The sequence below is a fragment of the Sphingomonas sp. 67-41 genome, from assembly GCF_001899725.1.
Taxonomy (GTDB): domain Bacteria; phylum Pseudomonadota; class Alphaproteobacteria; order Sphingomonadales; family Sphingomonadaceae; genus Sphingomonas; species Sphingomonas leidyi.
On record NZ_MKWJ01000001.1, the window covers coordinates 302,625 to 326,934 of the forward strand.

26 protein-coding genes are annotated in these 24,310 nt (G+C 67.6%); 19 read left to right on the forward strand and 7 right to left on the reverse strand.

The window, feature by feature from the left end; translation table 11 throughout:
• The first annotated feature begins 56 nt into the window (after window positions 1-56).
• Together BGP17_RS01395 and BGP17_RS01400 are read left to right on the forward strand one after the other, a co-directional pair.
• Window positions 57-2,747, forward strand: a complete 2,691-nt coding sequence (locus tag BGP17_RS01395) for a PAS domain-containing sensor histidine kinase (RefSeq protein WP_286710772.1) — start codon at window positions 57-59, stop codon at window positions 2,745-2,747.
• Window positions 2,748-3,362 carry a response regulator transcription factor gene (locus BGP17_RS01400; protein WP_167300842.1) on the forward strand — a complete coding sequence of 205 codons (615 nt, stop codon included), beginning with the start codon at window positions 2,748-2,750 and terminating at the stop codon, window positions 3,360-3,362.
• 9 nt (window positions 3,363-3,371) lie between these two features.
• Here BGP17_RS01400 and BGP17_RS01405 read toward each other — a convergent pair whose 3' ends face one another.
• Both BGP17_RS01405 and BGP17_RS01410 read right to left on the reverse strand, forming a co-directional pair.
• Complete coding sequence (locus BGP17_RS01405) at window positions 3,372-3,722, reverse strand: hypothetical protein (RefSeq protein WP_286710773.1); 351 nt, start codon at window positions 3,720-3,722, stop codon at window positions 3,372-3,374.
• A gap of 118 nt (window positions 3,723-3,840) precedes the next feature.
• On the reverse strand, window positions 3,841-5,178 hold the full coding sequence (locus BGP17_RS01410) for an alginate export family protein (protein ID WP_286710774.1): 1,338 nt from the start codon (window positions 5,176-5,178) through the stop codon (window positions 3,841-3,843).
• 421 nt (window positions 5,179-5,599) lie between these two features.
• Between BGP17_RS01410 and BGP17_RS01415 the strand changes: the two genes are divergently transcribed.
• The gene (locus tag BGP17_RS01415) at window positions 5,600-7,465 is read left to right on the forward strand and encodes a HAMP domain-containing methyl-accepting chemotaxis protein (protein ID WP_286710775.1); all 1,866 of its coding nucleotides are present in this window, start codon (window positions 5,600-5,602) and stop codon (window positions 7,463-7,465) included.
• A gap of 93 nt (window positions 7,466-7,558) precedes the next feature.
• Here the strand turns inward: BGP17_RS01415 and BGP17_RS01420 are convergent, their stop codons facing one another.
• From BGP17_RS01420 to BGP17_RS01430, 3 genes are all read right to left on the reverse strand, one after another.
• Window positions 7,559-8,722 (reverse strand): serine hydrolase domain-containing protein, encoded by a 1,164-nt coding sequence (locus BGP17_RS01420; RefSeq protein ID WP_286710776.1) that lies wholly within the window; start codon window positions 8,720-8,722, stop codon window positions 7,559-7,561.
• Window positions 8,723-8,852: 130 nt separating this feature from the next.
• Entirely contained in the window at window positions 8,853-9,155 is a 303-nt protein-coding gene (locus BGP17_RS01425) for an AzlD family protein (protein ID WP_167300847.1), read from the reverse strand.
• Window positions 9,155-9,889 (reverse strand): AzlC family ABC transporter permease, encoded by a 735-nt coding sequence (locus BGP17_RS01430; protein ID WP_286710777.1) that lies wholly within the window; start codon window positions 9,887-9,889, stop codon window positions 9,155-9,157. The genes BGP17_RS01425 and BGP17_RS01430 overlap by 1 nt, the downstream gene beginning before the upstream one ends.
• A gap of 142 nt (window positions 9,890-10,031) precedes the next feature.
• Between BGP17_RS01430 and BGP17_RS01435 the strand changes: the two genes are divergently transcribed.
• A complete protein-coding gene (locus tag BGP17_RS01435) occupies window positions 10,032-10,499 on the forward strand; it encodes an Lrp/AsnC family transcriptional regulator (RefSeq protein ID WP_286710778.1) in 468 nt (155 codons plus the stop codon).
• Window positions 10,500-10,597: 98 nt separating this feature from the next.
• On the opposite strand, the gene flaF is transcribed toward BGP17_RS01435, so the two are convergent.
• On the reverse strand, window positions 10,598-10,960 hold the full coding sequence (gene flaF, locus BGP17_RS01440; protein ID WP_167300849.1) for a flagellar biosynthesis regulator FlaF: 363 nt from the start codon (window positions 10,958-10,960) through the stop codon (window positions 10,598-10,600).
• A gap of 116 nt (window positions 10,961-11,076) precedes the next feature.
• Between flaF and BGP17_RS01445 the strand changes: the two genes are divergently transcribed.
• The 15 genes from BGP17_RS01445 to BGP17_RS01515 all read left to right on the forward strand — a co-directional run bounded on the left by BGP17_RS01445 (window position 11,077) and on the right by BGP17_RS01515 (window position 23,739).
• Window positions 11,077-13,476, forward strand: a complete 2,400-nt coding sequence (locus tag BGP17_RS01445) for an HAD family hydrolase (RefSeq protein ID WP_286710779.1) — start codon at window positions 11,077-11,079, stop codon at window positions 13,474-13,476.
• A complete protein-coding gene (locus tag BGP17_RS01450; protein ID WP_286710780.1) occupies window positions 13,473-14,291 on the forward strand; it encodes a class I SAM-dependent methyltransferase in 819 nt (272 codons plus the stop codon). The genes BGP17_RS01445 and BGP17_RS01450 overlap by 4 nt, the downstream gene beginning before the upstream one ends.
• An 80-nt stretch (window positions 14,292-14,371) precedes the next feature.
• The gene (gene motA, locus BGP17_RS01455) at window positions 14,372-15,262 is read left to right on the forward strand and encodes a flagellar motor stator protein MotA (RefSeq protein WP_167300852.1); all 891 of its coding nucleotides are present in this window, start codon (window positions 14,372-14,374) and stop codon (window positions 15,260-15,262) included.
• Window positions 15,231-15,554 (forward strand): STAS domain-containing protein, encoded by a 324-nt coding sequence (locus BGP17_RS01460; RefSeq protein WP_086130166.1) that lies wholly within the window; start codon window positions 15,231-15,233, stop codon window positions 15,552-15,554. The genes motA and BGP17_RS01460 overlap by 32 nt, the downstream gene beginning before the upstream one ends.
• Window positions 15,551-15,916, forward strand: coding sequence for a response regulator (locus BGP17_RS01465; RefSeq protein WP_137863394.1), 366 nt, complete (start codon window positions 15,551-15,553; stop codon window positions 15,914-15,916). The genes BGP17_RS01460 and BGP17_RS01465 overlap by 4 nt, the downstream gene beginning before the upstream one ends.
• On the forward strand, window positions 15,913-18,063 hold the full coding sequence (locus tag BGP17_RS01470) for a chemotaxis protein CheA (protein ID WP_286710781.1): 2,151 nt from the start codon (window positions 15,913-15,915) through the stop codon (window positions 18,061-18,063). Before BGP17_RS01465 ends, BGP17_RS01470 begins: the two co-directional genes overlap by 4 nt.
• A complete protein-coding gene (locus tag BGP17_RS01475) occupies window positions 18,060-18,557 on the forward strand; it encodes a chemotaxis protein CheW (RefSeq protein ID WP_086130164.1) in 498 nt (165 codons plus the stop codon). Before BGP17_RS01470 ends, BGP17_RS01475 begins: the two co-directional genes overlap by 4 nt.
• Window positions 18,554-19,432: a CheR family methyltransferase gene (locus BGP17_RS01480; RefSeq protein ID WP_286710782.1), complete on the forward strand. Its 879-nt coding sequence runs from the start codon at window positions 18,554-18,556 to the stop codon at window positions 19,430-19,432. Before BGP17_RS01475 ends, BGP17_RS01480 begins: the two co-directional genes overlap by 4 nt.
• Window positions 19,432-20,469, forward strand: a complete 1,038-nt coding sequence (locus tag BGP17_RS01485; RefSeq protein ID WP_167300855.1) for a protein-glutamate methylesterase/protein-glutamine glutaminase — start codon at window positions 19,432-19,434, stop codon at window positions 20,467-20,469. The genes BGP17_RS01480 and BGP17_RS01485 overlap by 1 nt, the downstream gene beginning before the upstream one ends.
• Window positions 20,469-20,858 carry a response regulator gene (locus BGP17_RS01490; RefSeq protein WP_179188181.1) on the forward strand — a complete coding sequence of 130 codons (390 nt, stop codon included), beginning with the start codon at window positions 20,469-20,471 and terminating at the stop codon, window positions 20,856-20,858. The genes BGP17_RS01485 and BGP17_RS01490 overlap by 1 nt, the downstream gene beginning before the upstream one ends.
• Window positions 20,858-21,382 (forward strand): chemotaxis protein CheD, encoded by a 525-nt coding sequence (locus tag BGP17_RS01495; protein ID WP_286710783.1) that lies wholly within the window; start codon window positions 20,858-20,860, stop codon window positions 21,380-21,382. Before BGP17_RS01490 ends, BGP17_RS01495 begins: the two co-directional genes overlap by 1 nt.
• Complete coding sequence (locus tag BGP17_RS01500; protein WP_167300857.1) at window positions 21,382-21,717, forward strand: hypothetical protein; 336 nt, start codon at window positions 21,382-21,384, stop codon at window positions 21,715-21,717. Before BGP17_RS01495 ends, BGP17_RS01500 begins: the two co-directional genes overlap by 1 nt.
• Window positions 21,718-21,719: 2 nt before the next feature.
• Window positions 21,720-22,574, forward strand: coding sequence for a flagellar motor protein MotB (locus BGP17_RS01505; protein ID WP_286710784.1), 855 nt, complete (start codon window positions 21,720-21,722; stop codon window positions 22,572-22,574).
• 11 nt (window positions 22,575-22,585) lie between these two features.
• The gene (locus tag BGP17_RS01510) at window positions 22,586-23,035 is read left to right on the forward strand and encodes a hypothetical protein (protein WP_286710785.1); all 450 of its coding nucleotides are present in this window, start codon (window positions 22,586-22,588) and stop codon (window positions 23,033-23,035) included.
• 86 nt (window positions 23,036-23,121) lie between these two features.
• Window positions 23,122-23,739, forward strand: coding sequence for a PilZ domain-containing protein (locus BGP17_RS01515; protein ID WP_286710786.1), 618 nt, complete (start codon window positions 23,122-23,124; stop codon window positions 23,737-23,739).
• 102 nt (window positions 23,740-23,841) lie between these two features.
• Here BGP17_RS01515 and BGP17_RS01520 read toward each other — a convergent pair whose 3' ends face one another.
• The gene (locus BGP17_RS01520) at window positions 23,842-24,237 is read right to left on the reverse strand and encodes a hypothetical protein (RefSeq protein WP_286710787.1); all 396 of its coding nucleotides are present in this window, start codon (window positions 24,235-24,237) and stop codon (window positions 23,842-23,844) included.
• Window positions 24,238-24,310 lie beyond the last annotated feature (73 nt).

Here is a 24,310-nt window from a genome sequence, read left to right on the forward strand (position 1 = left end):
CGGAAGGGGAAGGTGCATCGTTGCGCTCCGCAATTGACCCCACCGAGCCATCATGGGTGGCAGCACCCGTGAATCGACGAGTCGCGCTTGCGCTCGCCTTTTTCGGGCTGGCCTGCAGCCTGGCGGCTTTCGCGGGCTGGCTCCTCCACTTTCCGGCCCTGCGCGGGTTCGGCCTGAACGATTTCCCGATCTGGCCCTGGACCGCGATCGGATATATCGGCCTGTCGCTCGGCTTCCTGGCTTCCTTTCTGGGCCGGCGGCGGCTGGCAATCAACTTCCTGGCGGTCCCGCTCACCATCGCTCTCGTCGCGCTGTTCGAGCGCTGGACCGAGATCGACCTCGGCGTCGACCGGCTGCTCTTCCCGGCCCAGCTCGACGAATTCAGCTTCAGCTTCCCGGGGCGGGTGGGCATCAATCCGGCCGCGGTGTTCCTCGTGCTCGGCCTCGCCGGGCTGGGACAATGCGTGCACGACCTGGTGGCGAAGGAGATGCGCAGCCTGGTCGCGATGATCGCGCTGGGGCTCGCCGCGGCGGCGGCGATCATCATCCTGTTCTCGCGCGCCGGCGCGGGCCCGGCCCTGCCGCTGCTCACGACCTCGCTGCCCGCGGCGATCGTCTCGATCTCGCTGGCGCTGGCCGCGATCACCTGGAACAGCGGCTTCGGCTGGATGCGCGACCTGGCGCGCGATCCCGACAATCGCCGCATGCTGCAGATCCTGCTGCCCGCCGCGCTGATCCTGCCCGTGCTGCCCGCCATGCTGGAACTGGTGCTCGCGCGGCGGATGGTGTTCACCGCCGCCCCCGGCCAGCTCCTCGCGATGCTCGGCAACGTGCTGATCGTCGGCACGATCGCCTATTGGGCCGTCACGCGCGTCGCACGCGAGCAATCGGTACAGGTGGAGCTGAGCGAGGCCATCGACGTCACTACCATGGCGCTCACTTCGCCCGACGGGCGGATCGTCCACTGGTCCGAAGGCGCGGCCCGGTTGTTCGGATGGAGCGAGGAGGAAGCCCGCGGGCAGAACAAATATCTCCTGCTCCGCTCGCGCTGCGAGAGCGCCGAGACCACCCTGCCCCGCCGCCCGCAGGACGAAACCCAGGAACTGGTGGAGACGACGCGCGACGGGCGCGAGATCGCCATTCTCGAGCGGGTCCACCGTGTCGAGATCGCCGGTCGCGATCCGGTGATCATCCACAAGATGACCGACATCTCCGACCGCGCCCGCGCCGTGGCCGAGCTGCGCGAGAGCGAGGAGCGGCTGGCGATCGCCACCGCGACGCACGAAGTGGGCGTGTTCGAATGGGAAGTCGCCACGGGTCGGCTCGCCTGGGCACCGGGCGCGGAAGAGCGGCTGGGGCTGGTTCCCGGCACCGTCACCAGCTTCGACAGCTGGCGCGACCAGATCGAGCCCGAGGATGCCGAACGCGTGATGGAGACGATCGAGGGCGCCGTCGCCGATCGCGCGCCCCGCTTCAGCTTCCGCTATCGCTTCAAGAAGCGCAACGGATCGGTGCGCGCGGTGGAAGGGTCGTCGCGCGCCTTCTACGATGCCGAGGGCAACCTGGTCCGCACCATCGGCGCCATGCTCGACATCACCGAACGCGAGGAGCGCGAGGCGGCGCTGCGCCGCCGCGAGGCACAGTTGCGCTCGATCATCGAGACCGTGCCCGAGGCGATGCTGGCGGTGGACGAGGAAGGCACGATCCGCGTGTTCAGCACTGCCGCGGAAGCCCTGTGGGACTATCGCGCCCATGAGGTGCTGGGCCATAATTTCGCGATGCTCACGCCCTATCCCCGCGACGAGGAGCCGGAATCGGAGACGCGGCTGGGCGCCTTTCTCAAGGCGGGCAAGCCGCTGGAACAGGGCCAGACGATCGCCGCCGCCGGCCTGACCCGCGGCGGCGATCGCTTCCCGATGGAGATCCGCGGCGGCGTCGCCCAGATCGACGGGCATCTGCTCTATACCCTCTTCGCCCGCAACCTGAGCGAGCAGTTCGCCGCCGAGGAGCGGCTGAGCGAACTCAATGCCGAGCTCGCCCATGTCGGCCGCCAATCGGCGATGAGCGAGCTCGCCGCCGACATGGCGCACGAGCTCAACCAGCCGCTCGCCGCCACCTCCAACTTCCTCGCTGCGGCGCGGATGCTGCTCGACAAGGGCGAGGAATTCGAGCGGGTCGGCGAATTGCTGCGCATGGCCAATGAACAGACGCTGCGCGCGGGAGAGATCATCCGCCGCCTGCGCAGCTTTACCATGCGCGGCGAAGTGGATCTGCGCATCATGCCGCTGGGGCCGACAATTCGTGACGCAGCCGATCTGGTCCTCATTGGCACCAGCCAGTTCAACATCCGGCTGACCTACGATCTGGATCCCGAAATACCCTGTGTCTTCGCGGATCGCGTACAAGTGCAGCAAGTTGTTGTTAATCTTTTGCGCAATTCCATAGACGTTCTTCGCCAACAGGGAGGCAACGATCGCCGGATTATCGTACGATCGCGCAAGTCTACCAAAGATATGATTGCAATAGAAATCGTCGATAGTGGGCCAGGCATACCGGAACCAATGCTCGACCAACTCTTTTCCCGTTTCACGACAACGAAGAAAGAAGGCGCAGGAATGGGTATTGGACTTTCCATCAGCAAGCGTATCATTGAGGCCCATGGTGGGGTCCTGAGTGCCGAAAATCGGCCCGAAGGGGGCGCGGTTTTCCGCTTCACGCTACCCACGACGGAACAGGGTGGAGAGTAGATGACAAAAACGGTCTATATCGTGGACGACGACGATGCCGTCCGGGCCTCTTTGCACAGCCTCCTTTCGCTTCGCTCCGATCTGGTGATCCGGGCCTTCCGGTCGGGTGACATCTTCCTGGAATCGCTGCCGGATCTCGATCCGGGCGTCCTGCTGCTCGATTTCCACATGCCGGGCTCGACCGGGCTCGACGTGCTCAACGCGGTGACGAGCGATCCGCGCTTCGTGGCGATCATCCTCACCGGCCAGGGCAATGTCGGCCTGGCGGTGCAGGCAATGAAGGCCGGCGCGCTCGATTTCATCGAAAAGCCCTATGAGGCAGAGTTCCTGATGACCGCGATCGACCTCGCCTTTTCGCGGCTCGAGGAGGGTAGCGAGGCGGCGACGCGCGTAAATGCCGCGGAATCCAAGATCGGCAAGCTCTCGCCGCGCGAGAAGGACGTGCTCAAGGGGCTGATCGAGGGACGATCGAACAAGATCATCGCCTATGAACTCGACATCAGCCCGCGCACGGTGGAGATCTATCGCGCCAACCTGATGGAGAAGCTGGAAGTGCGCAGCCTTTCCGAAGCGCTGCGCATCGCCTTTGCCGCCGGGATGTTCCCCAAGAGCTAGCGCGCATAGTCAGCGCTCGGGATAGCCCCAGCCGGGCAACATCGCTTCGATCACGCTGGCGGGATCGTCGCGCGGGATGCGCGGCGGATATGCCGCGTCCGCGGCCGCACCCCCGATCACCGCAATGGCGCGCCAGCGCGGATCGGCGCGCAGCGCGGCCTCACCGCCGGGACGTGCGGCAAGCGCAGCTTCGTCGATGATCAGGACCGGGCTCCGGGCCAGCCAGCGCGCGACCCGCGGATCATCCAGATTGTCGATGGTGACGAGATCGGCGCCGGCCATCGACAGGCGGGCGATCAGCGTGCTGCGGAGGCCCATTTCACGCGCGACGAGCACCAACAGTGGGAACCTCGGGCTCACTTGGCCCTCCTGCAACTTGCGACCCGGACTTACCGCCCGCGGGTGATCGGATGTATGCGCGACCATGCAGGTCCTGCCATCCGTGGCTTCTACCTAAATGTCGGACCGCAAAGGCGGATCAGAACGAAAAGGCGAGATCGGCATGCGCAAACCGGGTGTCGCCGGTGCGCGGCGCATTGGGCGCATCGTGCAGGAAACGCCCCTTGGCGAGCCAGGCTGCGCCAAGTTCGAGGCGCAGTTCCCGCGGCACCAGCCAGCGGCGCCCGCGCAGCTCGAACTGGGTGCCGCCGAAGCGGCCCGCGCGGCCGGCGCGATCGGTCACGCCGGTCGCGGAGAAGCTGTCGATGGCAGAAGCGAGCCAGGCGCCGCGCACCGATGCCATGAGGTCGAGCCGCTTCGAGGGCCGCGCCTCGAAGCGGATGCCCGGCGACACGATATTCGCCCGGCCCAGCGCACCATAGAGCGAGAGCGGGCCGAAATCGGCGCGGCGAGCGCCGTAGAGCGTGTCGAAACGCGTGAACGTGTCGGGGTTGGCCGTCTCGCCGCTGGCATAGTCGAAGAGCGCAGCCACGCGCGGTGCCCAGCTGCCGCCGAAGGTCCAGCCCATCTCGGCATGCACGAAGCCGGCGCGGACGCGAAGATCGCGCACGTCGGTCACCGCGGCGGTAGCGCGGGCCAGGCCGCGCTGGAGCGCGGTTTCCACTTCATAGTCCAGCGCATCCTGTGCCGGCGCCTGGCGCAGCCGCACGCCGAAAGTCACCAGGCGGCGGTTGCGCGTCGGATGCGTGGCGCGATCATGCTCGATCAGGCGAAAGGCATAGGTCTCGAAGCCGGTCCTGCCGAACAGCCTGGCAAGCATGGCGTTGCCGCCGAAGAACTCGATATTCTCGGTCGCCCGGTCGAGCTGGACCTTGTTGTCGTAAATGTCCTCCGGCGTGTCGGGCAGCGCAGTGAACGGACGCGTCCAGAACAGGAAGAGCTGGTTGTGCCTTTCGTCCTGCATCTCGAGCTTCGCGCCGAGATAGGTGGGCACGCCATTGGGGAAATCGGTGCGCCCCACCAGGCGGCTCGCGCCGATGTCCATCGCGAATTTGCCTGCGGTGAGTTGCATGCCCCTCGCGGGCCGCCAGGCGAGATAGGCCTGGACCGGCTCGAGGTCGTTGATTTCGTTGGTGCGCACCGAGCTCCGGTCGCGCTCGCCATATCCACGCGCGTCGACCAATTCGCCGCCCAGCGTGAAACCGCCGATCTCGGCCTTCGCCGCCAGCATGGAGCGGAACGAGAGGAAGCTGTCATGTTCCGGCGTGTTCGGGCGGAACTGCCCGCCGATCGTCTCGGCGCGGGCGCGCAGGCTGCCGTTCACGCTCAGCTTCACCCTGTCCTGCGCCAACGCCGGGGCGGCGGCGAGCGGCAGGATCGCCGCACAGGCGACGGGGATGCGAACGGAACGGGCCACGGGACACTCCGGAAATGGTTACCCGGTCAATTATAGGATGATTTGCAAACTCCGGTCCGCTCGCAGTGCCCGTGCGACCTCGGGAGGGCGAGGAGTTAGTCCTATAATGGTGCCACTTTCCTGCCGGGCAGGACACCCTCCCCGATCGCGGCGCCTACAATGGAACCGCCGGAAAACAACGAAAGATCAAGAATGTTCGGCACGATCAAGCAGCTGGCCCTTCGCAAGGAAGATGCCGGTGGGCGTCGCCATTCTCGGCACCCGGGCCCTCGGCCCGGGCGTCGGCGACTATGTTGCCAGCAGGGCAGGAACCCCGCCTGGGCGTCGTTCTGATGCCGCCGCTCCTCATCGAATTTTAGTCGAGACGGGCTCTCGTCGAGAGCCTGTCTCTTTGCAGGAGAAGTACGAGATGCTCGCAAAGTTGAAGATTCCAACCAAGATATTGGGGCTCGTCGCCATAATCGCCGCCGTGGGGATGGGCGTCGCACTGTTCGGATCGAACGCGCTCCTGCGCATCGACCGGAGCTATTCGGAGATGATCGAGAACCAGATGCCCGTGGCAACCGAGCTGGCACGCGCCAATCGCCGCGCATCGGACATCGCCTATGCCGGCTATCGCGCGCTTTCCTATGACGGCGCTTCGAAGATGGCCCAGGAGGCCGGCAAGGCGGAGCAGGGCAATTTCGAGACGGCCAACAAGCTGCTCGACAATGCCGAACAGCTCCAGCCTTCGCTGAAGCCGCAGCTCGACAGGTTCCGCAGCCAGATCGCCAAGATCCACGAGCTTGCGGCGCAGGCGGTCGTGCTCGGCCAGCGCAACGAAAATGACGGCGCCAAGGCATTGCTCGCCAAGGTGGATCCGCTGATCATCGACCTTTCCGCGCAGATGGTGAAGTTCAACGACAATGTGGTCGCCAACGGCAAGGCCCGATCGAACGAGCTTACCGAGAACAGCTATTCCACCATCTACACGATGCTGGTCGTCAGCCTCGTCTCGATCCTGACCGCGATGGGCTTCAGCTATTTCGTCTCGCGTTCGGGCATCACCCTGCCGCTCGCGCGCCTGCAGGAGGCGATGCTCGCGCTCGCCGGCGGCAACAACCGCGTCGAAGTGCCGGGCACCGATCGCGGCGACGAACTGGGCGCGATGGCAAAGACCGTGCTGGTCTTCCGCGACACCGCCCAGGCGCAGGAAGCCGCCGCCGCCGCCAAGGCCATTGCCGACGCCGAGCAGAAGATGGTGGTCGACACGCTCGGCGAGAATCTCGGGGAAGTCGCCAGGGGAGACCTGACCGCGGAGATCGCCCGGGAGTTCCCGGCCGACTATGCCACCCTCAAGACCAACTTCAACGCAGCGCTGACCAGCCTGCGCACGCTGATCGGCTCGGTGATGGAATCGACGTCGACGATCCATACCGGCTCGAGCGAGATCGCCCAGGCCTCGGAAGACTTGGCCCGCCGCACCGAAGCCAATGCCGCCAGCCTGGAGGAGACCTCCGCCGCCGTCACCCAGATGGACGAGCGGTTGAAGACGATGGCGGCCTCGGCCGGCCGCACGGTAGCGCGCGCCGACGGCGCGATCTCGACCGTATCGGGCGGCCGCGCGATCGCCGACGAGGCGGTGCAGGCGATGACGCGCGTCAGCGACAGCGCCAAGGGCATCGACAGCGTGATCGAGGGCCTGGACAAGATCGCCTTCCAGACGCGGGTGCTCGCGATGAACGCCGCGGTGGAAGCGGGTCGCGCCGGCGAGGCGGGACGCGGCTTCGCGGTGGTCGCCGACCTGGTCTCGGCGCTGGCGATGCGGGCGGAGGAAGAGGCCGGTCGCGCCCGCGACCAGCTGACCGCCACCCAGACCGATATCGTCGCCGCGGTGGCGATGGTCGAGAAGGTCGACGGCGCGCTGGCCGATATCTCGAGCGACGTCGGCGAGGTGCACACGTTGCTCGCCGAGATGGCGACGGACAATGCCGCGCAATCGACGGCGATCACCCAGATCAGCACCGCCATCGGGTCGATGGACCAGGCGACCCAGCAGAATGCCGCGATGGTCGAGGAAACCTCCGCCGCCGCGCGCAACCTGAACACTGAGGTGAGCACGCTCTCCGAGCAGGCCGGCCGCTTCACCGTGGGCAACGCCGCCGCCGTGCGCCCGGCCATGCGCCCGGCCCCGATGCCTGCCACCCGCGCACCGAAACCGGCCTCGAAAAAGGCCTATGTCTCGCCGGTAAAGGCCCTGGCCACTAACGGCGCGATCGAGACCAGCGGGGACTGGGCTTCGTTCTGAGGCCCGGCTCCAGCTGCGCGAACGGGGCGTCCCGGCTTCGGCCGGGGCGCCCTTTCCCTGCGGCCCCCGCATCCTGGCGGGCACCGGTGCCGCTCATTCGAGCATGCGCTTCCCGATCGCCGCCACGAAGGCATCGAGATCGGTGGTGCCGGCATTGCTCAGGATGATGACCGTCAGATCGCTGTCCAGGAACCGGTAGAGCTGGCTCTGCGTGCCCATGATATGGCCCGGACGCTTTGCGACGCGATGCGTCGTGCCGCCGGCCCTTGTGTCATACACCCAGAGGCCGAGGCCATAGCGGTCGAGCCCGGCTGCGGTCATCTGGTCGAGCATCGGCCGGCCGATCAGCCGGCCGTCGAACAGCGCATTGGAAAAGCGCAGCAGGTCGCCCACGCTCGAATAGAGCGCGCCGGCGGCATACCAGTTCTCGGGATAGACCGGCATGTCATGCTGCAGCGTTCGGCGATCGGCGCCGAGCGAATAGGCATTGGCCAGGTTGGGAACGACGTCCTGGTGGCGCATCATTCCGCTGTGGCGCATCTGCAGCGGAAGCAGGATGCGCTCGCCCAGCACGACGCCGAACGGCTTCCCATAGGCCTGTTCGATGATCTTCCCGAGGATGATGTAATCGGCATTGTTGTAGTCGAAGACCTTGCCCGGCGCGTTGACGAGCGGATCGCTGCAGAACTTCCGAAGCAGATCGTCGCTGCTGTAGGGCGTCTGATAGAGCGGCAGCCGGTCGTGCCGGACGGCGTCCTCGATCTGGGCCCGGATGGCCTGCCGCTCGTCCTCGATATTGGGAATGACGTCGATGTTCCGCAGCCCGGACGTGTGGTTGAGAAGCTGGCGGACCGTCACCCTCGTTGCCGCTTCGCCACGATAGTCGGGAAGATAGGTGCCGACCGTCCGGTCGAGGTCCAGCCGCCGCTGCTCCGCGAGCTGGAGAATGAGCGTCGAGGTGAAGAGCTTGGTGATCGAGGCGACCCAATAGACGGTGTGGTCCGCGTTCGGCACATTGTGCTCGCGGTCGGCCAGGCCGAAGCTGCGTTCGAAGGCCACCCGGCCGCCCTTCTGCACCAGGATCGTGCCGCTGAAGCCATGTTCCGCGGCATAGCCGGCAATGAAATCCCCGGGCGATTGCCCGGCCGGGGACCGGGCAACGGCCGGGGTCGGCGGAGCCTGTTGCGCGCCGGCGGACGAAGCGAGCGCAGCGGCCAGGCCGATCGTCATCACCAACGAGCGAAGGAACAGGTGCACGCGATCTCCCGCATTGTTTCCGGCAGCCCCGTCGCCATCATGGCAATGACCCCCGTCGGCGCGCAAGCGCATGGTTCGGCACTTGTGCCGCGAGGTTGCGCGAACATTGCGCCCAAGTCCCCTCTCCCGCCTATGCCGGCAGCATGAACCGCAGCATCGCCGCGCTCGCAACTCCGATCAGGACGGTAGGCAGCAGCGGCAGCCTCGTGGCGGCGAACAGCGTCGCGACGAGTGCGATCAGATCCGCGGAGCGCCCGGCGGCGAAGGCCGGCGCGATCACCGAAACAAGGACGCAACCGGGTGCGGCATCCATCACCGCCGTCATGCGCGGAGACAATATGCGGTCGCCGAGCAGCAGATAACCGCCGATCCGGGTAGCATAGGTCACGATCGCCATCAGCAGGATCGCCCCCAGGGTGGCGGGGTCGGGCATCATGGCCGCGCCCAGGCGCAAGCGGCCAGGACGCCCGCAACCGCACCCGCCGGCACATACCAGGCACCGGGCACGAGCAGGTAGACGGCAATGGCGACGGCAAGGCTCACCGCCCAGGGCATTGCGGCGCGCACACTCTTCCACATGCCCCGCAGCAGGACGAGGAACACGGCCGGAAACGCCATGTCGAAGCCATAGCGCGTGATGTCGCCCAGCACCGGGCCGAGGAGCGCGCCCAGTGCGGTAAAGACCACCCAGGTGGCGTAGAGCCCGATCGAGACGCCGAGATAATAAGCGAGGCTGAACGGTTGCGACCGACCCGCCCTTGCCCCCAGCCTGGCATCCGCGAGCCCCATCGCCCAGCTTTCATCGCACATGAAGAACAGCGCCGGCAGCACCTGCCGGCGGGGCAGATGGCGCAGATAGGGCGCGAACGCCGCCCCCATCAGCAGGTGACGGCAATTGACCAGCATCGTCACGCCCCCGATCAGGAGGAGGTGCGGCGGCGAAGTCCATAGCCCGATCGCGGCGAACTCGGATCCGCCGCCGAAGTTCAGCCCCGTGAGGATCGGCACTTCCAGGGCGCCGAGCCCCTTGGCCGATGCCTGCGCGCCCAGCACGAGCGCGAACGGTATGAATCCGATCATCACGGGCAGCGATGCCCGCAAGCCCCGCGCCAGTTCGGCGCGGCGCTCTGGTACCGGCATCGACCTGCCCTGCGTCATTCCCGTCATGGCTGCCCTTCGGATTGCGGAACTATTTGCAGGCAGTTGTATATGCCGCTTCAAGGCGCATTAGGTTGCGAACTTTCGCGATATTCGGCGGCATCTCAGCATTTATGATTACATATTCTCATGGATATGGAATATTCCGCCAATGAAGCTCGATCGTATCGACCGCCGCATTCTGATGGCGTTGCAGCGTAACGGGCGCCTGACGAACGTGGAGCTGGCGCAGGAAGTCGGACTGTCGCCATCGCCCTGTCTGCGGCGCGTGCGGCTGCTGGAGGAATCCGGCGTCATCGAACGCTATGTCGCGCTGCTCGACGCGGAGCGGATCGGCTTTGGCATGTCCCTGTTCGTCCGGGTCTGGCTCAAGAGCCAGGACGAGGAGACCGTGCAGCACTTCATCGCCAGCATCCGGCCGCTCGGCGAAGTCGTCGAATGCCATCTGATGGCCGGCGACTGCGATTTTCTGCTCCGCGTGGTCGCCGCGGACCTGACGGCCTTTCGGCGATTCCAGGCCGAAAGGCTGGCGCGCATCCCCTGTGTGCTAAGCCTGAAGACCGACATTCCGATGCAGAAGGTGAAACTGACTTCCGAACTGCCGCTGTCGACGGACTAGCCTTGCGGACCGGAGGAAGCCGGGCCCTGTCGCGTACGACGGAAAGGGGCGCCGCGGCTCTCGCCGGGGCGCCCCTTTCCGTCGATGCCGGGGAAGGATCAGGCGGCCGCGCGTTGCGGGCCGCGCAGCCCGTCCATGATCATGCGGTTCACTTCGATCAACTCGCGGATCCGCTCGCGGCCGGCGATCACGTCGCTGGTGAAACGGTCCACCCACAAGGCAAGGGAAATGATCTGCGCGCGCAGCTCATGCGGCAGGCCATTGCCCGCAATGCCGCAATCGGTCGAGAAGGCGTCCCACATCTGGCGGTTGCGATGCAGCGGCGGCATCAGCAGCGCGCCCTTCAACCCGCGCTCTTCCGCATCCATCATCTCGCCGGTGATCTCGCCCAACAGCCTGAGCTCTGCCGAGCGCGGCGTTTCAGCCCGGGTACGGGCAGCCTGATAGGCACTAAGGGTCATGCTCGCTCCATTTGCTTGACCCTTCATTCTAGGACGATTGCGACCGTTCCGGGTGCGAACATCCTATAAGATTGGTGCGCCCTGTCGAATTGCGGGCGCGCATCCGGGGAAAATCATTGGCCAACGCAATCCTTCCGCACGCGCTGCCGTCGGCACTGGACGCTTATCCGGGGGTGACCCTGCTCTCGCTCGACTGTTTCGACACGCTGTTGTGGCGCGACGTGCACGCCCCGCGCGACCTGTTCGGCGCGCTCGGCGAAGCCAACCTCCTCCAGCGCGGCTGGGCCGAGCAGACCGCGCGGAGCACCGCCGCCGTCCGCCACCGCCGCAACGAAGTCCATATCGACGAGATCTATGCCGAGCTGATGCCCAATGCGAGCGCCGCCGAGCGCGCCGCCGCGGTGCGGGACGAGCTCGCCGCCGAAGCACGCCACTGCTTCGCCTTCGCGCCCACCGTGGCGCTGATGCGCGCAGCCAGGGCGAAGGGCATCGAGACGATCATCGTCTCCGACACCTATCTCGACGAGAAGCAGCTGCGCAGCCTGATCGCCGCCGCCGCGGGCGCGGAAATCGCCGGGCTGATCGGCCGCATCTTCTGCTCGTCGCATTACGGCAAGGCCAAGGGCGAAGGCCTGTACGGCCCGGTTCTCAAGGCGCTCGGGACCGCGCCCGAGCAGATCCTGCACATCGGCGACAACAAGAAGGCGGACGTCGACGGCGTCGCGCCGTTCGGCGTGAACACGCTGCACCTCAAGCAGTTCACCGACGGCAGCGAGCAGCGCATCCGCCTGGAGGGCGCGATCAGCAACATCTTCCACGCGACCGAGGCCGGCGTGGCGATTACCCACCAGCCGCACCGCGCGACGATCGCCGCCATCGAGCCGCAGCTGGGCGATGCCGCCGAAGTGCTCGGCTTCACCACGCTGGGGCCCGTGCTGAACGGGTTCGACCGCTGGCTGGACGACGAGGCCGCGGCGCTGCGGGCGCAGCATGGCGGCACGGTGCACGCCGTGTTCCTGATGCGCGACGGCCATTTGCCGCAGCTTGTCCACGAGGCGCGCGGCGGCACCGGCCATGCCGTGGAGATCAGCCGCTTCACCGGCACCGCCGCCGCGCTGGCCACGCCGGGCGCGGTCGATCGCTATCTCCAGCGCGAGATCTGCGGCGACCTGAGCGCGGTGGCGAAGCAGCTGCTGCTGCCGGCCGCCGAAGCGGCCAGGCTGGTCAAGGACAATCCCCGCCCCGGCGCCTTCCTCAAGGCGATTCAGGACCCGCAGCGCATGCGCCGCATCACCCAGGCGTCGCGCAGCTTCGCCGACCGGCTGATCGCGCATGTCCGCAAGGCCGTGAACCCGGCCAGAGGCGACACGCTGATGCTGGTCGACCTGGGCTATAACGGCTCGGTCCAGAACGATGTCGAGCCGCTGCTCGCCCGCGAGCTGGGCGTGAAGGTCGCCGGCCGCTACCTGCTGCTGCGCGAACAGTCGCGTAGCGGCTTCGACAAGAAGGGCTTTATCGGCCACGACGATTATGACTGCGCCGCGCTCGAGGCGCTGTGCTCGAACGTCGCCGTGCTCGAGCAGCTCTGCACCGCCGCCCAGGGATCGGTGATCGACTATGAGAAGGACGGCACTGCCATCCGCCGCGGCAGCTCGATCAAGTCGCGCCAGTCGGACGTGCGCGACCGGGTGCAGGCGGGCTGCCTGCGCTTCGTGCGCGACGAAGGCAGCGTGACGATCCGCGCAGTGCCGCCCGCGCACGAGGCGATCCTGTGGCGGCGCGGCGCGGCGAGCGTGCTCGGCCGGCTGATGTACGTGCCGCTCGAAGCCGAGCTCGCGGTGCTCGGCGCGTTCGAGCACGACATCAACCTGGGCGTCGACAACACCGTCTCGCTGTTCGATCCCGCCATCGCCCGGCGCGGGCTGCGCCAGCGCGGCCTGTTCTACATGAAGGGCGCCGAGCGCATGTATCTGCCGGCGGAGCTGCACGGCGAGGGGCTGGCGCTCAAGCTCAGCCTGCTGGCGCAGCGCCGCTTCGCGATGCCCCTCAAATACCGGGACTTCGTCGACACCTCGATCGCGCTGCCGCTGATCGTCGCCGACGGCAACCAGGTCTCGACCGGCACGGTGACCGCCACGCCGACGCATGACGGCTATTATCTCGCCCCCATCCCGATCGGCGACAGCCGCTTCTCGGTGGGCGTGCAGTTCGGCCAGCTCTTCGACTATGTGCAGGTGGAGAGCGTGAGCTTCATGCCCGTCGACCGCTTCCTGAGCGACAGGCCGCATCCGGACGGCAGTCAGGAAATGGATGCGCTGCCCTCGCTCGAAGGCATGGAGCAGGTCGCGCCCCATCTCTTCCGCTGCGAGAACGCGTTCGCCTTCATGATGGTCCCGCCGCCGCCGCGCCAGGGAGACCGGCAGATGATGCTGGCCGTGGCCTTCCGCCCCATCGCCGCGCGCCAGCCGGCCGCACCCGCGCCTTCCAACGCCATGCTCCAGGGAGCCATCGCATGAGCCTGCTGATCCACTCCATGTCCGAATTCTCGGACATCATCCTCCACGGGCTCCAGATCGCGGGCGCCCGCAACATCGCCGAAGTAGGCGCCGAGTTCGGCGGCATGTCGCAGCAGCTGGCCGCCTATGCGCGCGTGGCCGGCGGCAGCCTGACCAGCATCGACCCGGCGCCCAAGGCCGAGTTCCTGGCCTGGGCCCGCCAGACGCCGGAGGTGCGCCACATCGCCGAGCCCAGCCATGACGCGATGCCGAAGCTTTCGGACATCGACGCCTGGGTGATCGACGGCGACCATAATTACTACACGGTGATCAACGAACTGCGCATCGCCGACCAGATCGCGCGGCGCGACGGCAGGCCGCTGCTGGCGCTCCTGCACGACGTCTCGTGGCCGTGCGCCCGCCGCGACTGCTATTATGCGCCCGACCGGATTCCCGAAGAGCATCGCCACCCGCACAGCTTCGAAGGCGGCGTCTCGCTCGGCCAGCCCGGCTGCCTGCCCGATCGCGGCTTCCGCGGCGCGGGCAACTTCGCCTGGGCGCTGCACGAAGGCGGCCCGCGCAACGGCGTGCTGACCGCGGTGGAGGATTTCCGGGCCGAGGCGCAGACCGAGGCGCGTCCGCTCGCCTGGGCGCACGTGCCCGCGGTGTTCGGCCTGGGCGTGCTGTTCGACAGCTCGGCGCCCTGGGCTCCCGCCCTCGCCGAGATGATCGTGCCCTGGCACAACAACAAGCTGCTCGCCGCGCTCGAGGCGAACCGGCTGCGCAACTATCTGGCGGTCATCGACTGGCAGGATCGCACCGCCGAGGCGGCCTGAGCAATTTGCCGGCGCGGCAACACCGGCCGGCAAATCCTTCCTATAATTCTGGAAACAACAGGGACATCGGGCGAACCGCCATGCTCAACGGCATCGGATTCATCATCATTCTCGTCTGCGTCTTCGGCAGCTTCATCATGTCGGGCGGCAAGTTCGAGATCATCGCGCATGCGCTGCCGCACGAGATGATGGCGATCGCGGGCGCCGCGATCGGCGCCTTCATCGTCGCCAACTCGATGGCGACGATCAAGAAGGCCGGCACGGGCATCATGCGCGCGTTCAAGGGCGGCAAGTGGAAGGCGCAGGACTATAAGGACCTGCTCACCTTGATGTTCACCGTGCTCTCCACCTTCAAGAAGGGGGGCGCCACCGCGCTCGAGCCGCATCTGGACCAGCCGGAGGAGAGCAACCTCTTCACGCCCTATCCGCGCCTGCTCAAGGACCATCACCTGGTCGAGTTCATCTGCGACTATCTGCGCATGATGACGGTCAACTTCGAGGATCCGCATCAGATCGAGGCCGCGATGGACGCGGATATCGAGAAGCATCACCACGAAGAGGCCGGCCCGCAGCACGCGCTGCAGATCATGGCCGACGGCCTGCCCGCGCTCGGCATCGTCGCCGCCGTGCTCGGCGTCATCAAGACCATGGGCTCGATCGACCAGCCGACCGAGATCCTGGGCGCGATGATCGGCGGCGCGCTGGTCGGCACCTTCCTGGGCGTGTTGCTGAGCTACTGCGTGGTCGGTCCCCTCGCCGCCAAGCTGCTCGAGACGCTCGAGGCCGACGGCAAGCCCTATTCGATCGTGAAGACGGCGATCGTCGCCTATGCCCAGAACCAGCCGGTCCAGGTGGCGATCGAGATCGCCCGCCGCATGACCCCCTCGGCCTATGCGCCGAGCTTCCAGCAACTCGAAACCGCACTTGACGAGGCCAAGAATGGACCAGTCCCAGTCGCTGCCGCTGCCTGACGCCGAGGAGCGCGCGCTGCGCCTTCCCGTCCACGGTACCACCGTCACGGCCGAAGACCTGCGCGTGCGCCTGGTGCTCGCCGCCGACCTGGACGACGCGATCGAGATCGACGCGTCCGAGGTCGAGAGCGTCGGCCAGGCGGTGCTCCAGCTGCTCGTCGCCGCGCGCGCCGAGGCGGCCGCGGGCGGCCAGGAGTTCCGTATCGCCAATCCCAGCCCCGCATTCGTCGATCGCGTGCAGCGCTGCCACCTGGCCGCGACGATCGGCCTCGAGACCGGAGACGCCCAGTGAGCAAGTTGATCCTTACCGTCGACGATTCGGCGAGCATGCGCATGCTGCTCAAGACGTCGCTGACCGCGCAGGGCTTCCGCATCGAGAGCGCCAATGACGGCGAGCACGGGCTGGAGCGCATGCACGAAGTGCAGCCCGACCTGCTGATCACCGACATCAACATGCCCAAGATGGACGGGTTCGAGTTGATCGAAGCGGTGCGCGCGGTCTCCGGTTTCCGCGGCACGCCGATCCTGGTGCTGTCGACCGAATTCTCGGACGAGAAGAAGGCGCGCGCCCGTGAGGCCGGCGCCACCGGCTGGATCACCAAGCCGTTCGAGGCGACCAAGCTGGGGGCGGCCATCCGCCGCGTGTGCCCGTGAGCGACGAATTCGACGATATCCAGGCGATCTTCTTCGAGGAATGCGCCGAGGGGCTGACCACCGCCGAGCAGGGGCTGTCGGCCATGCAGGCGGGCGACGTGTCGGCCGAGGTGATCGCCGGCGTGTTCCGCGCGGTCCATTCGATCAAGGGCGGTGCCGGCGCGTTCGGCCATGCCGATCTCACTGCGTTCGCGCACAAGTTCGAGAACGTCCTCGACGAGGTGCGCGGCGGCAAGATCCCGCCGAGCCCCGGCGTGGTCAAGGTGATGCTGAGCGCCTTCGACATCCTGACCGACCATGTCGAATCCGCCAAGGGCCTGGCGCCCCGCCCGGCCGACCAGGCCGCGCTGGCCACGCTCGAGCAGGTTCTCGCCAACAAGGGTGCCGATGACGGCGGGCCCGTCGCCGCGCCGGCCGCCGCCGCCGAGGTGCCGGCCGGCGAAGCGGACGCGTTCGGCTTCGTGCCCATGGCCGTCTCGCTCGACGATTTCGACGCGCCCGCCGAGCTGCCGGCCGCCGACGCCGCCTGGATCGTCACCTTCAAGCCGTCGCGCGCCGCGCTGGCCAATGCCGGCGAGCCGTTGCTGATCATCCGCGAGCTGGAGAGCCTGGGCGGAGAGGTCGTCGCGGTCGACACCTCGACGGTGCCGCCGCTGCGCGATCTCGACCCCGAGGACGCCTATCTCACCTGGACGCTCCGCGTTCCGGGCGAAGTGGCTGAGGGCGACATCAACGATTGCTTCGATTTCGTCGCCCCGGATTCGATCGTCGAGGTCCGCCGCGACGAGGCGGCAGCCGCACCCCTGGCCGAAGCCGCACCGGCGGCCGACGAATTCGGCTTCGTGCCGGTATCCGCCGGCATCGAGGACTTCGCGGCGGAGATGCAGCGCGTCGTCGAGACGATCGCCGCTGCCTCGCCCGCGATCGGCAGCGTCGAGACGCCCGCCATCGCCCCCAAGGCGGGCAGCGAGGCGCAACAGACGATCCGCGTCGATCTGGGCAAGCTGGACCTGCTGCTCAACCTGGTCGGCGAGCTGGTGATCCGCAACTCGATCCTGGCCGACCGGCTGTCGCCGGCCGATCGCCAGCGCGTGGAGCTGCCGGAGCTGGCGCGCCTGACGCGCCAGATCCAGGACAACGTCATGTCGCTGCGCGCGCAGCCGATCAAACAGGCCTTCAGCCGCGTGCCGCGCATGCTGCGCGACCTTTCGGTGGAGACCGGCAAGCAGATCCTGCTCGAGACGGTGGGCGAGACCACCGAAGTCGACAAGGGCGTGATCGAGAAGATCGGCGATCCGCTGACGCACATGATCCGCAACGCTGCCGACCATGGTCTGGAAAGCGCCGAGGAGCGCATCGCCGCGGGCAAGAACCCCGCGGGCACGATCAAGCTCTCGGCCGAGCAGCGCGGTGCCCGCATCTTCGTGCGGGTGCAGGACGATGGCCGCGGCATCAACCGCGAGAAGGTTCGCGCCAAGGCCGTCGAAAGAGGCATCATCAGCGGCGACGCGCAGCTGTCGAACGAAGAGATCGACCAGCTGATCTGTGCGCCGGGCTTCTCGACCGCCGACACGATCTCGAACATCTCGGGCCGCGGCGTCGGCATGGACGTGGTCCGCTCGAACGTCGAGGCGCTGGGCGGCCGCGTGGAGATCCACTCGGTTCCGGGCGAAGGCACCACCTTCACGATGATCCTGCCGCTCACCCTGGCGATCCTGGACGGCATGATCGTCCGCCTCGCCGGCCAGCGCTTCGTGCTGCCGCTCGCGCATGTGCTCGAGACGGTGCAGCCCGAGCCGGGCCAGGTGAAGCGCACCTCGCCCGACAGCGAAGTGATCGACATGCGCGGCGAATATGTCCCCGTGAAGCGCGCCACCGAGATCTTCGGCCTCAACGACGACCGCGCGATCGAGGACAGCCTGGTCGTGATCGTCGAGAACGAAGGCTCGGGCAAGGTCGGCCTGGTGGTCGATACCATCGACGATCGCCGCGAAGTGGTGATCAAGAGCCTCGACCAGAATCTCCATCCGATCCGCGGCCTGGGCGGCGCCACCATCCTCGGCGACGGCTCGATCGCGCTCATCCTCGACATCGAGGCGCTCGTCGCCTCCACCAATCGCTTCACCCCGAAAGGACTGGCAGCATGACCACCACCAACGACAACGCCGGCACCGACCGCAAGATCGTCACCTTCTCGCTTGCCCAGCAGACCTTCGGGATCGACATGCGGGCGCTGATCGAGATCCGCGAATGGGACGAGCCGACGCCGCTTCCCAACGTCCCGGGCTTCATCAAGGGCGTGACCAACCTGCGCGGCAACGTGGTGCCTGTCGTCGGCCTGGCCGAGCGGCTGGGCTGGGAACCGAGCGCGATCCATGCGCGCTCGTGCATCCTCGTCGTCCATATCGCGGGCAAGCAGGCCGGCTTCCTGGTCGACGAAGTCAACGACATCGTCGCGATCGGCGAAACCGAGATCCAGCCGGCCCCCGAGGTCGAGACGATCGAGCCGAGCGTCATCGCCGGCCTGGTGCGCATCGCGACCCGCCAGAAGGACGGCACCCGGGACGAGAAGGGCACCATGGTGCTGCTGCTCGACCTCGACGCGCTGAGCCTGACCAAGCATCTGGACATCGCAGCGTGACCGCCGCCGGGGGCGCCCTGGCGCCTGCCGGCGTCGCCACGGCCATGACGGGCAGCAATGCGGAGCTCACGCCCCGCGACTTCGCTGCCATCGCCGCGATCATGCACGAGGATGCGCGCATCGCACTGAGCGCGGCGAAGACCACGCTCGTCCAGTCGCGCCTGGGGCGCCGGCTGCGCGAGCATGGCCTGGCCAGGTTCTCCGACTATGTCGCGCTCGTGCAGGGCGATCCGGCGGAACGCCATGCGATGGTGGTGGCGCTGACCACCAATCACACGCATTTCTTCCGCGAGCCGCATCACTTCGATCATTTTCGCGAGGCCGTGCTGCCGGCGCTCAAGCGCAAGCAGGGCCCGGTGCGGATCTGGTCGGCGGGCTGCTCGTCGGGCGAGGAAGTCTACACCATCGCCATGTGCCTGCTGGGGCCGGACCGCGCGGCCGCCGCGTGGCTGCGCAATGCCGATGTCCGCCTGCTGGCGACCGACATCGCTCCCCATGTGGTGGAATCGGTGAAGCGCGGCGTCTATGCCGACAGCGTCGCCGAAGCGGTGCCCGAGCCCTGGCGCAGCCAGTGGATGAAGCCCGTCCAGGGCGGCTTCCAGATGGCGGACGAGGCGCGCGCGCTGGTGACGGCCAGGGTGCTCAACCTGTTCGAGCCCTGGCCGCTCCGCGCCGCCTATGACGTGATCTTCTGCCGCAACGTGATGATCTATTTCGGCGATCCCGCGAAGGAAGAGCTGGAGGCGGGTTTCGTCAACCAGCTCTCCCCCGGCGGCCACCTGTACATCGGGCATTCCGAGCGGCTGATCGGCCCGGCGGCAAGCCAGATGCGCTCGTGCGGGCACACCATCTACCAGAAGCCGGAGGCGCATTGATGGCACCCGTACGTACGCTGATCGTCGACGACAGCGCCTCGATGCGCGCGACGCTCAACCGCATGCTTTCCGTCGATCCGGCGATCGAAGTCGTCGGCATGGCGCCCGAGCCCTTCGCGGCGCGGGAGATGATCAAGTCGCTCAACCCCGACGTGCTGACGCTCGACGTCGAGATGCCGGGGATGGACGGGCTGTCGTTCCTCGAGCGGATCATGCGCCTTCGGCCGATGCCGGTGGTGATGTGCTCGACGCTGACCGCGCGCGGGGCGGAAGTGACGATCGAGGCGCTCCGCCTGGGCGCGGTCGACTATGTCACCAAGCCCAGCGGCACGCCCGAGGACATCGAGCGCGACGCGGTGCTGCTCTGCGAGAAGGTGAAGGCCGCCGCCCGCTCGGTCGCCCGCGCCGGCCCGCAGCGCCTGCCCGCCCAGCCCGCGCTTGCGGCAGGCAGCGTCGGCGAGCGGATCATCGCGATCGGCTCGTCCACCGGCGGCGTCGAGGCGCTGTTCTCGCTGCTGCCGGCCCTGCCCGAGAATTGCCCGCCGGTGCTGGTCGTCCAGCACATGCCGGCCGCCTTCACGCACAATTTCGCGGAGCGGCTGAACGGCGAATGCCGGGTGCATGTGGTGGAAGCTACGGATGGCGCGCCGGTGCTGCCGGGAACCGTCTATATTGCTCCTGGGGGGCAGCGCCACATGGAGCTGCGCGGCGGCGTCCGCGGCCATGTCAGGCTGCGCGACGGCGATCCGGTCTCCGGCCACCGGCCGTCGGTGGACATGCTGTTCAACTCGGTGGCGCCGCTCGGCAAAGCCGCGGTCGGCGTGATCCTCACCGGCATGGGGGCCGACGGCGCCCAGGGCATGCTGGCGATGCGCCAGGCCGGTGCCCGCACGCTGGGCCAGAGCAGGGAGACCTGCGTGGTCTGGGGAATGCCGCGCTCGGCAAAGGAGCTGGGCGCGGTGGAACAAGAAGTTGGTTTGTCTGGCATGCCTGAGGCGATCCTCAAGGCCTGCCGCGAGAAGATTGGGAGCGTCTGATGCCTGCTGCTGCAGCGATCAAGGTGATGGTCGTCGACGACCAGACCAGCATGCGCGCGATGATCCGTCGCGCGCTGCAGGATCTCGGGTTCAAGGACGTGCGGGACAAGCCGAGCGCCCAGGAGGCGCTGGCGGCGGTCAAGAGCGACCGCGTGCATCTGATCATCTCCGACTACAACATGCCGGAGATGGACGGCCTCCAGTTCCTGGAGGCGGTGCGCACCGATGCGGTGATCGGCAAGACGGTGTTCATCATGCTCACCGGCTCGTCGGACAAGGAGATCGTCCAGAAGGCCGCGGCGCTGGGCGTGAACAACTATGTCGTGAAACCGTTCGCGCCGGCCGCGCTGAAGGAGAAGATCGAGCGCGTCTTCGGCGAGCTCACCTGATGCGCCGGCTCGCCATCGTCCAGGGCGAGCATGCCGTGGTGGCCGAGCCCGGGGTGGTCGTCTCCACCCTGCTCGGCAGCTGCGTCGCCGCATGCCTGTTCGATCCGGTCGCCCGGGTCGGCGGCATGAACCATTTCCTCCTAGGCGAGCCCGGCGCGGACCAGCGCGTGGGCGCCTCGGAAATGGCGCGCTACGGCGTGCATGCGATGGAGCTGCTGATCAACGCGATGATGCAGAAGGGCGCGGTGCGCGGCCGGCTGATGGCGCATCTCTACGGGGGTGCCAACATCGTCTCGGGGCTGGGTTCTATCGGTTCCTCGAACGCCGACTTCGCCCGCCGCTTCATGGAGACCGAGGGGATCGCGGTGGGGCATACCGATCTGGGGGGCACCAGCGCCCGCAAGATCGAGTTCCTTCCCCATGAAGGCCGCAGCCGCTGCGTCAAGGTTACGGACCGCGTGCCCGAGCGCCCGCCGGTCCCCGTTCACGCCCCGACCTCCGGCGGCGATCTGGAGCTGTTCTGATGTCCTGCATGCCCGTTCCCGCGCAGCTCCCCCCCGCACGGGCGATCTCCGGCTTCGATCCCTTCTCGGCGACGCTGCACAATGTGATCGCCGGCGAGATCCGCGAGATGCGCGCCAAGCTGGAGGCGCTTGCCGAAGTGCTTGTCGGCGACGCGCATTTCGCCAGCTCCTACCTCGAGCAGCTCCAGGACTTCGACTATCTCATCCAGCATGCCGACGAGTGCGTGAACCTGCTCGAGCGGATCGCGCGCGGCGAGGATTCGCTCTCGGCGATCGGCCATATCCGCCTGGGCGCAGTGCAGCAGCGCATGCGCGACGCGCTCGGGGGCGCCTGACCATGCCTGCGCCCGGCGCCAATGATCGCCCGATCGTCATCAAGCGGGTCAAGAAGGTCGCGGCCGGCCATCATGGCGGCGCCTGGAAGGTTGCGTACGCCGACTTTGTCACCGCGATGATGGCCTTCTTCATGCTGCTGTGGCTGATCGCCAATCCGGACAAGCAGCGGCTGAAGGGCCTTGCCGCCTATTTCTCGCCGACCATCTCGGACACCTCGCCTTCGACGCCGGTAATGGGCACGTCCGAGGGCGCGGGCGGCCAGGCGCGCCGCTCGTCGAACGACAGCAGCCGCGCGAACGGCACGCCGACTTCCGAGGCCGCCACCAACGGCGCGGCGCGCGGCGGCACCGCCGATGTGCCCGACACCTCGATGCGCGTGCTCGCCAGCGAGCTGCAGATCGCGCTCGACGCCGTGCCGCAGGACCAGGCGCGCAAGAACGTGGCGATCGAGCCGGAGCGCGCGGGCATGCGGATCACGCTGATGGACACCGACAAGCAATCGATGTTCCGCCCCGGCACCGCCGAGCTCAATCCCTTCGCGCGCGCGCTGCTCGCCAAGACCGCGGCCAAGCTTGCCCAGGCGGGCGGGCAGATCGCGATCGAGGGCCATACCGACGCGACCGGCGGCGGCCAGAGCGATGCGAACTGGCAGCTGTCGGGCGCGCGCGCGCTCGCCGCGCGCCAGGCGATGATCGCTTCGGGCATGACGCCGGATCGCCTTGCCGAGGTCGTCGCCATGGGCGGCACGCGTCCGGTCTTCCCCGACCAGCCCGACCGGGCGGAGAACCGCCGCATCACCATCGTCCTGAAGGCCGAGGCACCCTCGCTTCCGACCGACAGCAGCTTCAAGTTCTGAGTGTCGCCGCCATGAAGAAGATCCTGTTCCTGGCCATCGTGCTGCTCTCCGGGCTCGGCCTGGGGGGCGCCGCCGCGTTCGGCACGCTGGTGGTGCTGGGCCCCCGCCCCGCCCACGCCGCCACGGCCCCCGCCCAGGCGGAAGTCGAGACCGCGTTCGTCCAGGTGGACAAGCTGCTCGCGCCGCTGGTCTCGCCCGAAGACGGGCGGCTCACCGGCTATGTCCAGTTCCAGTTCAACCTCGAAGTGCCCCGCGACAAGTCCGGCGAGGTGGCCAAGCGGCTGCCGCTGCTGCTGCATGCGATCAACATGCGCACCTTCAGGACGCCGATGGCGGCCGGCAAGGACGGGCTGCTGCCCAGTCTCGAGCAGTTCCGCAAGATCGTGGAAGCCTCCGCTCCGGAAGCGTTCGGCGCCGGCGTGGTGCGCAAGGTGGCGATCACCCAGGCGACCCCTGCGTAAAATACGTATTTTGCGTCAAGTCGGACCACCCCGGCCGGCGATCCCCCTATAAAAAACAGAGGTCACGCAATTTCGCCGAGGACATAGTGGAACCCAACGCCGCCATCGCAAGCGAGAACCGCGACGAGTGGATCGAACGCGCGCCGCGGACGGTGGCTACGCTCCTTGTCGGCAAGCTGCGCCATGAGGGCAATCCCGGCCAGCTTTGCCGGGTGCGCAACCTCTCCGAACGCGGCATGCAGATCGATACGATCGCGTCGCTGCTGCCCGATATGCGGATCACCGTCGAGCTGCGTGGCGGCGCGCTGTTGAACGGCGCGATCGCCTGGACCGGGGGAGGCCGCGCCGGCGTGCGGTTCGATACGCCCGCCGACGTGAACGCCATTCTCGGCAAGCCCCAGCCCGAGGCAGCCACGGTGCGCCCGCGCTCGCCGCGCTTCGCCGCCGACATCCCCGCGCGGATCAGCTCGTTCGGCCGCCCGATCGACGTGGTCGTCGCCGACCTCTCGCAGGGCGGCGCCTGCCTGCGCCTGCAACGGCCGCTGCGCGACGACACCGAAGTGATCCTGATGATTCCTGGCCTGCCCTCGCGCCGCTGCACCACGCGCTGGAGCAACGAGGAGTTCACCGGCGTCGCCTTCCACGACCCCATTTCCTATGCCGAACTCTCGGCCTGGCTGGACAGCCCCGCCGCACGGGGCTGACCGCCCGTCACGGCAGCGCGAGACGCTTCGACACGACCGACATCGCCCTGGCGGAAGAACGGCGGAGCCGCGCCGGGCGCGTTGGCAGGGGCCGTCCCGGAATTAGCAGGGACCGTGCCAGAATACGCCGTGGCCGACTTCCGAATAGCATCCGTCGAACATCGGCAGATCGCGCCGGCTCCGGGCGACATGATATCCCCAACCGCCATCGAAATAGGGCTTGATGACGATGTCGACGCCCCATTCGTGCACCGTGACCCGTTCGGGATGCAGGCTCGCGATGACAGGCGGCAATTGGCTCTCCGGCACGCGGGCATAATGTACCGGGGGTCTCGCCGGATGCGTTGCCATCAAGGTCTGGGCTTCGGCCTCGATCGCCTTCAGCCTCACCGGATCGGAAATGGGCCAGGGCCAGCGCGCCAGCAGCACCGGGATCGCCAGGGCCGCCAGAACAGCCAGGACGACGAGCGTGACGAGGCAGCCTCTCCGGCGATTCATGCGCGAAGCTAACCGCCGCCATTCGGGTCCACAAGCAGATAGGGGCGGACGCCCCCCGGCATCCGCCCCCTCC

Coding starts and splice junctions, on each gene's coding strand:
- BGP17_RS01495 (WP_286710783.1), top strand. CDS start 20,858: ATGCGCCGGCTCGCCATCGTCCAGGGCGAGCATGCCGTGGTGGCCGAG.
- BGP17_RS01435 (WP_286710778.1), top strand. CDS start 10,032: ATGAAGCTCGATCGTATCGACCGCCGCATTCTGATGGCGTTGCAGCGT.
- BGP17_RS01460 (WP_086130166.1), top strand. CDS start 15,231: ATGGACCAGTCCCAGTCGCTGCCGCTGCCTGACGCCGAGGAGCGCGCG.
- BGP17_RS01520 (WP_286710787.1), bottom strand. CDS start 24,237: ATGAATCGCCGGAGAGGCTGCCTCGTCACGCTCGTCGTCCTGGCTGTT.
- motA (WP_167300852.1), top strand. CDS start 14,372: ATGCTCAACGGCATCGGATTCATCATCATTCTCGTCTGCGTCTTCGGC.
- BGP17_RS01485 (WP_167300855.1), top strand. CDS start 19,432: ATGGCACCCGTACGTACGCTGATCGTCGACGACAGCGCCTCGATGCGC.
- BGP17_RS01475 (WP_086130164.1), top strand. CDS start 18,060: ATGACCACCACCAACGACAACGCCGGCACCGACCGCAAGATCGTCACC.
- flaF (WP_167300849.1), bottom strand. CDS start 10,960: ATGACCCTTAGTGCCTATCAGGCTGCCCGTACCCGGGCTGAAACGCCG.
- BGP17_RS01450 (WP_286710780.1), top strand. CDS start 13,473: ATGAGCCTGCTGATCCACTCCATGTCCGAATTCTCGGACATCATCCTC.
- BGP17_RS01500 (WP_167300857.1), top strand. CDS start 21,382: ATGTCCTGCATGCCCGTTCCCGCGCAGCTCCCCCCCGCACGGGCGATC.
- BGP17_RS01430 (WP_286710777.1), bottom strand. CDS start 9,889: ATGACGGGAATGACGCAGGGCAGGTCGATGCCGGTACCAGAGCGCCGC.
- BGP17_RS01510 (WP_286710785.1), top strand. CDS start 22,586: ATGAAGAAGATCCTGTTCCTGGCCATCGTGCTGCTCTCCGGGCTCGGC.
- BGP17_RS01505 (WP_286710784.1), top strand. CDS start 21,720: ATGCCTGCGCCCGGCGCCAATGATCGCCCGATCGTCATCAAGCGGGTC.
- BGP17_RS01425 (WP_167300847.1), bottom strand. CDS start 9,155: ATGCCCGACCCCGCCACCCTGGGGGCGATCCTGCTGATGGCGATCGTG.
- BGP17_RS01490 (WP_179188181.1), top strand. CDS start 20,469: ATGCCTGCTGCTGCAGCGATCAAGGTGATGGTCGTCGACGACCAGACC.
- BGP17_RS01400 (WP_167300842.1), top strand. CDS start 2,748: ATGACAAAAACGGTCTATATCGTGGACGACGACGATGCCGTCCGGGCC.